The 13,148-nt window shown below is 57.7% G+C and carries 11 protein-coding genes and 1 tRNA gene; 6 read left to right on the top strand and 6 right to left on the bottom strand.

Annotated elements, in window-relative coordinates; translation table 11 throughout:
* Positions 1 to 303, top strand: a 303-nt coding sequence (locus tag VN622_15275; GenBank protein HWR37223.1) for a hypothetical protein, incomplete at its 5' end; no start/stop codon positions are given.
* Between the two features lie 479 nt (positions 304 to 782).
* Here the strand turns inward: VN622_15275 and VN622_15280 are convergent.
* The 5 genes from VN622_15280 to VN622_15300 form a co-directional block, all read right to left on the bottom strand.
* Positions 783 to 858: transfer RNA gene (locus VN622_15280), tRNA-Ala, on the bottom strand.
* A 134-nt stretch (positions 859 to 992) separates the two neighbouring features.
* Positions 993 to 1,979, bottom strand: coding sequence for a KpsF/GutQ family sugar-phosphate isomerase (locus tag VN622_15285; GenBank protein HWR37224.1), 987 nt, complete (start codon positions 1,977 to 1,979; stop codon positions 993 to 995).
* 119 nt (positions 1,980 to 2,098) lie between these two features.
* Positions 2,099 to 2,977 (bottom strand): NmrA family NAD(P)-binding protein, encoded by an 879-nt coding sequence (locus tag VN622_15290; protein ID HWR37225.1) that lies wholly within the window; start codon positions 2,975 to 2,977, stop codon positions 2,099 to 2,101.
* A 297-nt stretch (positions 2,978 to 3,274) separates the two neighbouring features.
* Positions 3,275 to 4,102: a 3-deoxy-8-phosphooctulonate synthase gene (kdsA, locus tag VN622_15295; GenBank protein ID HWR37226.1), complete on the bottom strand. Its 828-nt coding sequence runs from the start codon at positions 4,100 to 4,102 to the stop codon at positions 3,275 to 3,277.
* 98 nt (positions 4,103 to 4,200) lie between these two features.
* Positions 4,201 to 5,865, bottom strand: a complete 1,665-nt coding sequence (locus VN622_15300; protein ID HWR37227.1) for a CTP synthase — start codon at positions 5,863 to 5,865, stop codon at positions 4,201 to 4,203.
* 180 nt (positions 5,866 to 6,045) lie between these two features.
* On the opposite strand from VN622_15300, the gene VN622_15305 reads away from it, so the two are divergent.
* Entirely contained in the window at positions 6,046 to 6,972 is a 927-nt protein-coding gene (locus VN622_15305; GenBank protein HWR37228.1) for a hypothetical protein, read from the top strand.
* Positions 6,973 to 7,086: 114 nt separating this feature from the next.
* Entirely contained in the window at positions 7,087 to 7,887 is an 801-nt protein-coding gene (locus VN622_15310; protein ID HWR37229.1) for an SDR family oxidoreductase, read from the top strand.
* A gap of 33 nt (positions 7,888 to 7,920) precedes the next feature.
* Here VN622_15310 and VN622_15315 read toward each other — a convergent pair whose 3' ends face one another.
* The gene (locus VN622_15315; GenBank protein HWR37230.1) at positions 7,921 to 8,970 is read right to left on the bottom strand and encodes a sensor domain-containing diguanylate cyclase; all 1,050 of its coding nucleotides are present in this window, start codon (positions 8,968 to 8,970) and stop codon (positions 7,921 to 7,923) included.
* A gap of 254 nt (positions 8,971 to 9,224) precedes the next feature.
* On the opposite strand from VN622_15315, the gene VN622_15320 reads away from it, so the two are divergent.
* From VN622_15320 to ahcY, 3 genes are all read left to right on the top strand, one after another.
* The gene (locus tag VN622_15320; GenBank protein ID HWR37231.1) at positions 9,225 to 10,124 is read left to right on the top strand and encodes a RodZ domain-containing protein; all 900 of its coding nucleotides are present in this window, start codon (positions 9,225 to 9,227) and stop codon (positions 10,122 to 10,124) included.
* Positions 10,125 to 10,417: 293 nt separating this feature from the next.
* The gene (metK, locus tag VN622_15325; GenBank protein HWR37232.1) at positions 10,418 to 11,593 is read left to right on the top strand and encodes a methionine adenosyltransferase; all 1,176 of its coding nucleotides are present in this window, start codon (positions 10,418 to 10,420) and stop codon (positions 11,591 to 11,593) included.
* A gap of 197 nt (positions 11,594 to 11,790) precedes the next feature.
* Positions 11,791 to 13,068 carry an adenosylhomocysteinase gene (ahcY, locus tag VN622_15330; protein ID HWR37233.1) on the top strand — a complete coding sequence of 426 codons (1,278 nt, stop codon included), beginning with the start codon at positions 11,791 to 11,793 and terminating at the stop codon, positions 13,066 to 13,068.
* The last annotated feature ends 80 nt before the right edge of the window (positions 13,069 to 13,148 follow it).

Genomic DNA, 13,148 nt, shown 5'->3' on the forward strand with positions numbered 1-13,148 from the left:
GTTCCCGGTGTCGTTTATTCGTACGACAACTACGCGGCCAACACGCGCACGACGGTTACCGCGACGGGCACTGTAACCAAAAGCGCGGTGCGCATCAGCCCCGATCACACCTATCAGTGGAATAGTGCCTGGGACGGTCGCCTCATACGTGGGCACTGGACCGAATGGGAGGGCGGCATTCGCCTGATCCATGCTCAGGAAGGTAAAGACTGGCTGATGCATGCGCTCAAGCCGCCGAGCGGAAAGGCGACTGTGGTCCTGTACACGGACTCAGTCCAGTACCACGGCACGCCCATAGACTAGCCGTTCACTAGACTTTCTCGAAGCGAACGGCCCGGTATCGACGCACATATAAGGCTACCCCGCCCTAGCAAAGCTAGCACGGGGTACCCTCAACAGTAGTTCTGCATCCCACACTTTAGCCTGGGCCACCCCACCAGAAAATTCCATATCAGGCTTGTAGTCTAAGAGCGATATCGGGATCACTCGCGACAGCAGATTTCGCCCAAAGTCTTTATCGGAGAGTTCGTACTTTGCCGCTCTTGGCTGTAGCAGTTCGGCACGACCAGGGACGTGACCAGCTTGCTGACAACATCCTTCGGGACCCGCAATTGCCTCTACCACTTCCTTCTGCGAGAGCCCCCAATACTGTATTAGCCATCCTTAGGACGAGAATAATCCGACCGGCGTTAGCGTCGGCGCTGTTTAGGCTTATTGGGTCGAATCTTGGTTGGAAGAGAAAGCAGTAGCAGTTAAAGCTCTGGTAAGTCTTTGAAAAGATTTGGTGGACCTGGTCGGGATCGAACCGACGACCTCTTCCATGCCATGGAAGCGCGCTCCCAGCTGCGCCACAGGCCCACTTTTAAAAGGAAGATCGCGAGCACACACTCGCGACGAGTTGTATTTTCTCGCACTTGCAACCATCAAGTCAAATGCGCTGTTGGAAGCATAGTGCTGAACTTGCTGAAACTCTCCACTTTGATTCCGCAGCCTCAGACCATCTGCGTTCCCCACAGATCGTGCAGATGCAGGATACCTTCCAGTCGATCGTCCTCGGACACTACTGCCAGTGATGTGATCTTTTTCTGCTCCATTACGTCGAGCGCCTGCGTTGCGAAGGCGTCCGGGGAGATCGTCTTCGGGTTGCGCGTCATGCATTCGCCCGCCGTGAGCTCCATAACGTCTTTGCCGCGGCGCTCCAGCAGCCTTCGCAAATCGCCATCGCTAATGATGCCGAGCAACCGGCCATCTTCTAAGACGGTCGTGATCCCCAGGCCTTTGCTGGACATTTCGAATACCACGTCGCTCATGCTTGTCGAAGCCGTGACGCGCGGCACCGCGCCGCCCGTGTGCATCAGCGCACTGACGCGAGCGAGTTTTTTTCCGAGCTTGCCTCCGGGATGCAGGTTCGCAAAATCTTCTTCACGGAAACCGCGCTTCTCGCTCAGCGCCACGGCCAGTGCGTCGCCTAGTGCGAGCATCGTCGTCGTTGACGCAGTCGGCGCCAACCCTAGCGAACACGCCTCCTTATCGATGGAGCAATCGAGCGCAATATCCGCGGCCTGCGCGAGCGAAGAAACGTATCCGTTGCGCGGATACAGTTGGTCGCCCGTGAAAGTAATGAGCGGAACTGCCAGGCGTTTGATTGTCGGAAGCAGCTCCAGTATCTCTGCCGTATCGCCGCTCGCAGAGAGTGCTACGACAACATCCCCTCGTGCGATCATGCCCAGATCGCCGTGCAAGGCTTCCGCCGGATGCAGGTACAGCGCGGGTGTGCCCGTAGAACTCAGCGTGGCAGCTATCTTTCGCGCGATCAGGCCGCTCTTGCCCATGCCCGTGACAACCGCTCGCCCAATACAGCAATAAAGCAACTCAAGTGCGCTGTTGAACGGCGCGCACATCGGCCCTGCAATACGGTCAGCAAGACGCCGAAGGGCCTCCGCTTCGATGCGTACAACGTTTTCGCCTGTGCGATTCATGGAAGAAGGTAATCGTAGCAGAAACAACGATCCGCTTCGCTTCTTTACCCCGCCCCTGTCGGAGCTTTAGCGCGGCTTGCACCGAGGCCGGGAGCACGTCCGGGCCTCGGTTGAATCTGCTATGCGCCTGTCGCGCTGGCCTTCGCCATGCTCGCAAGCTCGGCAGCGAAATCCTGAAACTTCCTCAGAGCGTGGCCCAAGGCTTTCTGCTGCTGGGCAAAATCCTCGGCGCTGGCGCGGAGGCCATGCTTCTGGAAGAAGTCGTACATGATTCGCAAGTCGTCCACAAGCCACTCTGGCATGAACTGTTTCGATTGCGCGGCGAAGGCGTCGAGATCGTCACCACCATAATGGACGGGAGTTCCGAAAGCTTCCGAATAAATCTCGGCCGTTGTCTCGCCCGTCAGCACATCCGGCCCCACAAGCGGATACGTTTGTCCCTCATGACCGCTGCCGGTCAGCACATTCACCGCTGCATCGGCAATGTCCCGCACATCGACGCGGTTCAGTCCCACACTTCCAAAAGGTTGCGGATACACTCCGTGCTTCGTGATCGGGTCCATGTACCAGAAATCATTTTGGTAGAAGTTATTGGCCGCCAGGATCGTGTACGAAAGCCCCGCGCGCTCGATCTCCGCCCTGATGTCGATTTTGGTCTTGAAGTGGGGAATGTGCGGCGCCTTGTCTACATTGTGAATGCCGAGAAATACGACCCGCCGCACACCTGCCTGCTTCATGGCCCGAATCACGTTCGTGCCCTCGTCCGCTTCCGACTGGCTCAGCGCTGTCAACAGGAACACAGCGTCCACACCCTGCACAGCAGCAGAAAGCGTTTCCGGTTTCAGCAAGTCAGCCATTACGGCAGTCGCGCCTGCGGGAAGGTTCCGAGCGCGTTCCGGCGAGCGCGTACCGACGCGCACATCAAGGTCCTCGGCAGCTAAGCCGGCCACTACTTTCGATCCAACCGTTCCCGTACCACCTAGCACCAGAACTTGCATAGCTATCTCCCCGCAAAGACTGAGTCGCAAAATATCCAGTGTTGGATGTAGCTCGACCTCCACCGGTCGCAATAGAAAAGCTCTCGCGATTGCGAAAGCTCTGACCTCAAACAAATTAGAGCGCCATGTCTACCGGAGCGCCGAGGCGCGAAGTGGAGACACCCTGCGTTTCGTGTGGCGTACGCTCACCCATGGTGCGTGTTCTGATTGGCTTTGTCAGCAGTCTCAGCCCTCGCGAGTGCGGGAGCTTTTGGGTAGGGAAGCCTTATTCACGAACGCGCAGAATCCAGAATAAAGCTATTCCGTCCGCATGTTCGCCGCTGCGTGCACGGCGATCAGTTGTTGCAATACGCCGCGTAGATTCTTCAGGTCAAGCGCGTTTGCCCCATCCGACTTCGCCTGCGCGGGGTTGTCATGAACTTCCATGAATATGCCGTCGATTCCGGCCGCAACCGCCGCCCGCGAAAGCACAGGGATGAACTGCGGCTGTCCACCACTCTGGGCTCCATCGCCCGCAGAGGGAAGTTGCACGCTATGGGTAGCGTCGAACACCACTGGCGCGAACTCACGCATGATTGCCAACGAACGCATATCAACAACGAGATTGTTGTAGCCGAAGCTCGATCCCCGCTCCGTCAGAAAAACGCGGTCATTGCCACTCTCGCGGATCTTGGCCACCGCGTGTTGCATATCCCACGGCGAAACGAACTGACCCTTCTTGATGTTCACCGCTCGCCCGGACTTTGCCGCCGCTACAAGCAAGTCGGTCTGTCGGCACAGGAACGCCGGAATTTGCAGCACATCCACCGCTTCCGCCACGCGCTCTACATCGTGCGCATCGTGGACATCGGTCAGCACGGGAACACCAACACTCTTCGCAACGCTGGCGAGAATCCGCAATCCATCATCCATGCCCGGTCCGCGAAAACTGCGAATGGAAGTGCGATTCGCTTTGTCGTACGAAGCTTTGAAGATGTAGGGCAGGTGCAGAGCCGTGCAAACGCCAGCAATAGAATTTGCCATCTTCAAAGCGTGCTCTTCGCTCTCAATAACGCACGGACCGGCAATGAGGAACAGTTCGCCGGAGCCGACAGTAACGTTTCCAACCTGGAAGTTTTCGATCATCTCAAACTCTTGAGTCTGTCACGCATTGCAACTCTTTACCCGTGTCAAGCTGAGCGCAGCGAAGCTCAGCTTTCCATCAGTACGCGAATACGAGAGCCTTACGCTTTTGCCGGCCTCAAGAACATGTCTTCGTGCGCCTGCGCCGTTTCGGTTATCCGCTTCTTGCGATTCTCATAGCTCGCCTTCACGAATGCCAGGAACAACGGGTGCGGCTCCAGCGGCTTCGACTTGAACTCGGGGTGGAACTGGCAGCCGAGGAAGTACGGGTGATCGGCCAACTCTACGATTTCGACGTACGTTCCGTCGGGCGTTGTTCCAGTGATTTTCAGCCCAGCGCCTGTGAGCAGCGCTTCGTACTCGCGGTTGAATTCATAGCGATGGCGATGGCGCTCGCTGATCTCGGTAGCGCCATAAGCGGCGTGCGCCTTGGAACCGGGTTCGAGCTTGCAAGTCCAGGCGCCCAGGCGCATCGTGCCGCCCAGTTCTTCCACGCCGCGCAGTTCGCGCAGCTTGTAGATGACACGATGCGGCGTTGCGGGATCGAACTCGCTCGAGTTCGCATCGTTCAGGCCGCAGACGTTGCGCGCAAACTCTATGCAGGCAGTCTGCATGCCAAGGCAGATACCGAAGAAGGGGACCTTGTACTCGCGCGCGTAGCGGATTCCGTTCAGCATTCCGCCGATGCCGCGCTTGCCGAATCCGCCCGGAACTAGGATCCCGTCATAGCCTTCCAGTTGTGCCCTGTAACTGTCGTCCTTGGTCTCGAGACCTTCAGCTTCGATCCATTGCACAACGAGTTTCAGGTTGTAGCTCAGCGCGGCGTGTACGAGCGCTTCCTTCAGCGACTTGTAGGAATCCTCATACTCAACGTACTTGCCGACAATTCCGATCTTCACTTCGTCTTTCGGGTTGTAAGCGCGGTGGACGAGGTCTTGCCAACTGGTCAAATCCGGCTCGCGCGATTCCATGTGCAGGTACTTGAGAACAAGCCTGTCCACGCCCTCCTGGGAGTAGACAAGCAGCAATTCGTAGATGCTTGCAACATCTTTTGCCGTGATTACGGCTTCGTCTTCCAGGTTGCAGAAGAGAGCGATCTTCGACTTGATGTCCTTCGACAGGAAGCGATCCGTGCGGCACAGAAGGATGTCAGGCTGGATCCCGACCGAAAGCAGTTCTTTCACGGAGTGCTGCGTCGGCTTGGTTTTCAACTCGGCCGCAGCGGCAATCCAGGGCACCAGCGTTACGTGGACGAAGCAAGTGTTCTCGCGTCCAAGTTCCTGGCGCATCTGGCGTATAGCCTCGATGAACGGCAGCGATTCGATGTCGCCGACGGTTCCGCCAATCTCGACGATGGTGACGTCAACGTCCTGGGCCACTTTCTTCATCGCGGCCTTGATCTCGTTCGTCACATGCGGGATGACCTGCACGGTTTTGCCGAGATAATCACCGCGTCGTTCTTTTGCGATGATCTGCTCGTAGATGCGGCCGGTTGTCAGGTTGTTATCGCGCGTGAGCTTTGCGTGCGTAAAGCGCTCGTAGTGGCCGAGGTCCAGGTCCGTCTCGGCACCATCGTCGGTTACGAACACCTCGCCGTGCTGAAAGGGCGACATGGTGCCGGGATCGACATTGAGGTAAGGGTCGAATTTCTGCAGCGTTACTTTAAGTCCGCGGCTTTCCAACAGCCCGCCAATTGAGGCAGCCGAGAGGCCCTTACCGAGCGACGACACAACACCGCCCGTTACAAAGATGTACTTTGGCGACATTCCGTCCTCATTAACAAGTTCTCGGTGGGATCGTGCGTGTAGGAGGGGTGCACGACCAATTATGACTAGAAATTTAGCTGGGCGCAAGGCCACTTCGCCACTTCTGTGCGATGGCCGGACAACCCGCATCTAAAATAGGCAGGAAGAGCAGGGCCTCTCATCTGCTATTTTCTTTTTGCTATGCGCAGGTTTCTCCAATTCGCACTGGCTCTGGCGCTGCTGTTGAGCAGCGTCCTGCTCTTGGCCGAGACCAGCAAACGCCTCGTCCTGAAGGACGGTTCGTACCAGCCGGTCAGCAAGTGGGAAGTGAAGGGCGAGCGTGTCCGCTACTTCAGCACGGAGCGCGCCGAGTGGGAGGAAGTCCCGGTCTCCCTGGTGGACTGGCCGGCTACGGAGAAGTGGAACTCGCAGCGCGCTGCGCTCAACGCCGATACGGCCGCCGCTACCGCAGAGGAAAAAGCAGAGCGAGAAGCCGAAGCTGCCAAGACTCCAACCATCGCTCCCGGCATAACACTGCCCGCTACCGGCGGTGTTTTCGTGCTGGACACCTACAGCGGACAGCAGCAGCTTTCAGAGCTGGTCCAGACCAGCGGAGCGATCAACAAGCAAACGGGCAAGAACATCCTCCGAGCTGCCATCAATCCTGTCGCTTCAGCCAAGCAAAGCATAGAGTTGAAGGGAGCGCGCGCGCGTGTGCAGGTTCACGTGCCGCAACCGGAAATCTATGTCGATATCGACACCGACACGCAGGCGCAACCGTTGGCGCTGACCGACCATTTTCGGCTGGTGCGCTTGGAGCAGAAGAAAGATATGCGCGTGCTCGGGAACGTGAAGATAGCCTTCTACGGCAAGGTGCGCCAGGAGCAAACTTTTATACCGACGCGCGCAGAGAAAGTCTCAGGCGACTGGGTGAAACTGCTTCCCACAAAGCCGCTCACGCTAGGAGAGTACGCCGTTGTCGAGATGCTTGGCGAAAAAGAAATGAACCTGTACGTATGGGATTTCGGCTTCAATCCTGCTGCGCCGGAGAATCCGAGCGCGTGGAAGCCTGAGCCTGCGAAGCAACGAACCTACGAATCTCCTGTCCTAATTCCGCAAAAGAAATAACTCGCACTTCGGCGCCGAGGTGGCGCTCGATCTTGCTTTTCTCCATCCTAACAATGCCTGATGTTGTTGCGCGATAGCTCTGCTCGGCTTCTAAGGAAGGCAGGAGTGATAACGATGAAAGGCTTCGCCGAAAAAGTTGCATTGATTACCGGCGGGAGCGCGGGAATTGGAAAAGCGGCGGCGCTGGCGTTTGCACGAGAAGGCGCAAAGGTCGTGCTGGCCGCTCGTCACGCAAGGCGAGGGAACGAGGTCGTGCGCGAGATTGAAGCTGCGGGCGGGCAGGCTTTGTTCGTGGCGTGCGATGTTTCGCGCGCTGATGAAGTTCGAGAGCTGGTGAGACGCACGGTGGGAAGCTATGGCCGCCTCGATTGCGCGTTCAACAATGCGGCTGCCATCGACGTAATCAAGATGCAGCGGACGGCGGACATCACAGAAGAGGACTTCGACCGCGAGATGGCGCTGAACATGAAGAGCGTCTGGCTCTGCATGAAGTTTGAACTCACGCAGATGCTGGCACAGACACCAACCGGCGGCGTCATCGTGAACACATCATCGGTAAATGGCCTGGGAGCGGCGTCGATGGCGGCACCATATTCGGCAGCGAAGTCAGCAATCCTGGCGCTGACAAAGGCGGCGGCGCAGGAATATGCGTCGGATGGCATCCGCGTGAATGCGCTGGTTCCGGGCGGATTCCGCACGCCTGGTTTGGAAGGCATGTTCGAACGGTTCTCCGGCGGGAATGCCGAAGCGATGCATGCGATCGAGCAACGTTACGCGGAGTTGAACCCGATGAAGAGACTTGGCGATGCGAGCGAAGCGGCAGAGGCTGTGCTGTGGCTATGCTCGGAAGGTGCATCGTATGTAACGGGGCACTCGCTGATTGTGGATGGTGGAATGACCGCTTGGGCGCGGTGAGCGCGGGAGAGGCACTTGCTTCCAGCTTAAACTCTAGGTGAGCATCCCTTGCTGGGCGACGGAAATATTGTCGCGAGTGCTGTTCTTGACTGCGTACATCATCTCGTCTGCCTGCTGGATGATTTCGTGCGCGGTCTTCGCGTCTTCCGGATAGGTGGCCACACCCATCGATGCGCGCACATTTAGATTGAGTCCGTCTTCTGCGAGGAAAAAAGTGTTGCGCAGCACGTCCCGCAGCCTGCGAGCGACAACGAGCGCGGATTCTTTTCCGGTCTGTGGCAGCAGTACGACGAATTCATCTCCGCCGTAACGGAAGGCATAGTCGATCAAGCGCAGATGCGACTTGATGGCGTACCCGATTTCGGCGAGCAACTTGCTACCGACGAGATGTCCGTGCGTGTCGTTGACCTGCTTGAAGCGATCGAGGTCGAGGAAGAGGATTGTGAACTCGTATCCGAAGCGAGCGGAACGGTAGACCTCGGACTCGAGGGTCTTATACAGATGGCGGGCATTGTAAAGCCCTGTGCAGTCGTCGGTGATGGTGAGTTCCTGAATCTTCTCAACCGATCGCGCGTTGTCGATGGCGATGGCGGCGTAGTCGGCGAGCGTCTGCAGGAGCAGGAGTTCGTTTTCGCCGAACCCCTTCATGTCCACATTGACCAGCTGAATGACGCCCAGGACACGGTGTTTGGAACTGAGCGGGATGCAGATGATGGAGCTCGTCTGCCACTTCGTCATCTCGTCGATGCGTTTGGCAAAACGCGGGTCGGTGTAGACATCCGGCACGATGACAGCCTCGTCGTGCTTGGCCACCCAGCCGGCAATGCCTTCGCCCATCTTCAGGCGTACGGTTTTGAGAGTATCGGAAGCGTCCCCGACGGCAATCGCGAAATACAATTCATCGCGTTCCTCGTCCACCATCAGCAGCGACCATGTGTCCGGCCGGAAGTACGCGGCCATCTTTTCCATGATCGTTTGCAGAATGGAGTCGAGATTCAACGACGAGGTGAGCGCCTTCGCGACGTCGTGGAATATCCCCAACTGTTGGACTTGCCGTTTGCTGGCGCCGTTCGACTCAGTCATTGCTCACAGTGTCCCATGTGCGCGTACAGTTAGGAGTGGTTCGAGAAGCCGTATTATAGGGCTCACTCCTTGTCGCGGCAACAAACGTTCGTAACGGCGATGCTATAGGAGGTGCCCGTCGAGCGTAACCTTAAACGGCTGATTACGTTGCTAGTTGCACTTGTTTTCGTTGACTTGGCTGCTGCGGAAACCTATGATGCGACTGGAATTCCCTTACTATAACGAATTGCAGGCTCGGCCTGGGGTTGGTGCCCGTGGGAACGTTTGGCGAAAAACTGCGGCGTGAACGAGAAATGCGTGCCATCACGCTGGATGAGATCGCCGAGGCGACCAAGATTGGAACGCGTTCGTTGAAGGCGCTGGAAGACGAACACTTCGACATCCTTCCGGGTGGAATTTTCAATCGCGGGTTCGTCCGCGCTTACGCGAAATACCTGGGGATTGACGAAGAGCAGGCGGTTTCCGATTACTTGAACGCGGCAGGTGAGCAGCAACCGGAAAAGGTTGTTTTGCCGAGTGAACCAATCACGGCGCAAGCCGAAGCCGTCAAGAGCCGGGAAGCCTTAGAGTCAGTTCGCGAAAAGGGATCGGCCGGAGCCTGGGTCGCCTTTGCGCTTTTTTTGCTGCTGATCACGGGTGGCAGCGCGGGTTGGAAGTATTACAAGCAGCGCCAGGACGCACCTAGACCGATTCCACAGCCGGAGGTGACGTCCACGCAGACAGCTACCCCGAGCGCGACTTCTGTCGCCACTGACCCGTCGGCGGTGGCACCGCAAGACGGCGCGATTGCAGGGCAATCTCCAGAGGGCGCGACGGGTTCTGTAGGCGAGCCTGCGCAAGGCACTGCCACAAATCCACTTACATCGCAACCTGCACCTGGCGCAACGCAAGCTGGCGCGAAAGATAAGGCGCCGATCGAGTTGCAGATCAGCGTAACGCAACCGACGTGGGTGTCGATCAAAGCAGATGGGCAAGCGGCGACGACGCAGACTCTGCGGGTTTCCGACCAGAAGCTCGTACTGGCGCAAGAGCGAGTCGTGGTTACCACGGGTAACGCTGTATTTGTGACCTGCAACGGGAAGTCGCTGGGTATGGTGGGCGAGAGTAACAGGCGCTCCGTGCTTCGCTTCACCTCTGAATGTGTTTTGCAGTAATGTGTGGTGCAGTAATGTTTGGCGCCATCATGATGGTGCAGTAAGAGCGGACAGTCCTACGGCTGCCATAATTTGCCGTTCAATGCAGCCTGCTGCCGTTCGAGCGTTTTCATTGCGGACGCCTGTAGTTCTCTGTAAACTTCCAGTGTTAAGTAGAACGACTGCAGCGGCTTGGCTGTGCCCCTCGCCAAATAGATCGAATGGGTACCCCACACGGGAACCCTACCGAGCGAAATTCGTTGGAATGGCTCCGAGCCCCGTACGTCCCGAATGAACTCCAAGGAGAAGCAACCTTGTCTCGCAACCCTTTTCTATTCACCTCCGAGTCGGTGACCGAAGGTCATCCGGACAAAATCGCCGACCAGATTTCTGATGCCATTCTCGACGCCTGCTTGCAGCAGGACGAGTACAGTCGTGTTGCTTGCGAAACTTTGACGGCAACCGGGTTGGTGGTGATCGCTGGCGAAATCACAACCAAGGCATACGTGGACTTCCAGTCGGTCGTGCGTGGCACGATCTCCGCAATTGGCTACGACAATGCTCTTTACGGCTTTGATTCGAATACCTGCGCCGTTATCTCCAGCATCAACAAACAGTCGGGCGATATCGCCATGGGCGTGGACACGGGTGGCGCGGGCGACCAGGGCATGATGTTCGGTTACGCCTGCGACGAGACAGAAGAACTGATGCCGATGCCGATCCACCTGGCCCACAGGCTGACGGAGCGCCTCTCAGAAGTTCGCAAGAACGGCACACTGCCTTACCTGCGTCCGGACGGAAAATCGCAGGTTACGGTGGAGTACGATGAAAACCTGAAGCCGGTCCGCGTGGATGCCGTTGTGATCTCGACGCAGCACGCAGAGACGGTTGGGAACGAACAACTGCGGGCGGATATCCTGAAGCACGTCATCCAGGCGGCAGTTCCGGCGAACCTGCTGGATGCGGACACGAAATACCACATCAATCCAACAGGCCGGTTCGTGATCGGCGGACCGATGGGCGACACCGGATTGACCGGTCGTAAGATCATCGTGGATACCTACGGCGGTTTGGGTCGTCACGGTGGCGGCGCTTTCAGCGGCAAGGACGCGACCAAAGTTGACCGTTCGGCTGCGTACATGGCGCGCTACATCGCGAAGAATATTGTTGCCGCCGGGCTGGCTGCACGCTGCGAAGTGCAGCTTGCTTATGCGATCGGCGTAGCGGAACCGGTCAGCGTCCTGGTGGATACGTTCGGTACGGGCAAAGTGGATCGCGAGACGTTGCAGGAACTCGTTCGCAAGAACTTCCAGTTGACCCCGAAGAGCATCATTGAGTCGCTGAAACTGCGTCGCCCGATCTTCAAGAAGACCGCGTCCTACGGTCACTTTGGCCGCAACGACAAGGACTTTACCTGGGAAAGCACCGATAAGGCCGCAGCGTTACGCGAGCAGGCTGGCATGGCGAAGGCTGTTTCGGCAAAGAAGTAAGTCAAGTCCGAACAGTGTAGGATTTCGATTATCGGTGGGGCTGAAAGGTCCCACCTTCTCTGTGTGCTGGGCAAAGTGGCAACCCCCGGTCTGGCGCGCACAACATCTTCTCGGCGATGTATCACCTCGCCCATCACATATCGCGCATTGCTCAAGAATTCACTTTGAACAGCACGGAAGCGCGCACACGGGAGAGTATGGCGACGACTGAAACGCAAGTGACTTCCGACGTAAAGAGTTTCGACCTGGCCGACCAAGGACGGAAACGCATCGACTGGGCGAACCAGTCAATGAAGGTTCTTCAAATCATCCGCAAGGAATTCATCAAGAACCAGCCACTGAAGGGGATTCGGATCTCGGCTTGCCTGCACGTAACGGCAGAGACGGCGAACCTGGCGATCACCCTGCGTGATGGCGGCGCGGACGTGGCGCTGTGCGCCTCTAACCCGCTCTCCACGCAGGACGATGTCGCGGCATGCCTGGTGCGCGACTTCAACATTCCGGTGTTTGCCATCAAGGGCGAGGACAACGATACCTATTACAAGCACATTATGGCCGCTCTGGACCACAAGCCGCACATCACCATGGACGACGGCGCTGACCTGGTGACGATCGCGCTGACGAAGCGTACGGACGTGGTCGATGAGATCATCGGCGGCACGGAAGAAACGACGACTGGCGTCATCCGCCTGCGCGCGATGGCGAAAGACGGCGTGTTGAAGTATCCGATCGTGGCCGTGAACGACGCCGATACCAAGCACATGTTCGACAACCGCTACGGAACGGGCCAGTCCACCATTGACGGTATCGTTCGTGCGACGAACTTCCTGCTGGCCGGTTCGAAATTCGTGGTGGCCGGCTACGGCTGGTGTGGCCGCGGATTGGCGAGCCGCGCGCGCGGTCTTGGCGCGGAAGTAATCGTGACGGAAATCGATCCGACGAAGGCGCTGGAAGCCGTGATGGATGGCTACCGCGTGATGTCGATGGAAGAAGCCGCCAGGATCGGTGACGTGTTCTGCACGGTGACGGGCAACAAGAGCGTGCTGCGCAAGGAACACTTCGAACTGATGAAGGATGGAGCCATTGTCTCGAACTCGGGACACTTCAACGTGGAAATCGATATCCCTGCACTGGAAAAGCTCTCGAGCGGCAAGCGCACCACGCGCGAATTCGTGCAGGAGTACTCGTTGAAGGACGGTCGCAAGATCAACCTGCTGGGCGAAGGCCGCCTGATCAACCTCTCGTCAGCCGAGGGACATCCGGCGTCGGTGATGGACATGAGCTTCGCCGACCAGGCGCTCTCGGTCGAATATGTCGTGAAGAACCACAAGAGCCTCGAAAAGAAGGTTTACAAGGTTCCCGACGAACTGGACAAGCGCGTGGCGAAGTTGAAGCTGGAGTCCATGGGAATCAAGATCGATCGTCTGACGCCGGAACAAGAAGAGTATCTGGCGGGATGGTCGGAAGGAACATAAGAGCAGACGTCGGGCGTCGGACAGCAGACGTCAGACATTACGTCGAGACAACAGCTAGACGGGCGGCCTTCGGGCTGCCC

Source organism: Clostridia bacterium (genome assembly GCA_035561135.1).
GTDB lineage: Bacteria > Acidobacteriota > Terriglobia > Terriglobales > Acidobacteriaceae > DATMYA01.

Excerpts from the sequence above, each read along its gene's own strand:
- kdsA (HWR37226.1), bottom strand. The coding sequence starts at position 4,102 with ATGATCGAAAACTTCCAGGTTGGAAACGTTACTGTCGGCTCCGGCGAA.
- VN622_15290 (HWR37225.1), bottom strand. The coding sequence starts at position 2,977 with ATGCAAGTTCTGGTGCTAGGTGGTACGGGAACGGTTGGATCGAAAGTA.
- VN622_15285 (HWR37224.1), bottom strand. The coding sequence starts at position 1,979 with ATGAATCGCACAGGCGAAAACGTTGTACGCATCGAAGCGGAGGCCCTT.
- ahcY (HWR37233.1), top strand. The coding sequence starts at position 11,791 with ATGGCGACGACTGAAACGCAAGTGACTTCCGACGTAAAGAGTTTCGAC.
- VN622_15305 (HWR37228.1), top strand. The coding sequence starts at position 6,046 with ATGCGCAGGTTTCTCCAATTCGCACTGGCTCTGGCGCTGCTGTTGAGC.
- VN622_15315 (HWR37230.1), bottom strand. The coding sequence starts at position 8,970 with ATGACTGAGTCGAACGGCGCCAGCAAACGGCAAGTCCAACAGTTGGGG.
- VN622_15300 (HWR37227.1), bottom strand. The coding sequence starts at position 5,865 with ATGTCGCCAAAGTACATCTTTGTAACGGGCGGTGTTGTGTCGTCGCTC.
- VN622_15310 (HWR37229.1), top strand. The coding sequence starts at position 7,087 with ATGAAAGGCTTCGCCGAAAAAGTTGCATTGATTACCGGCGGGAGCGCG.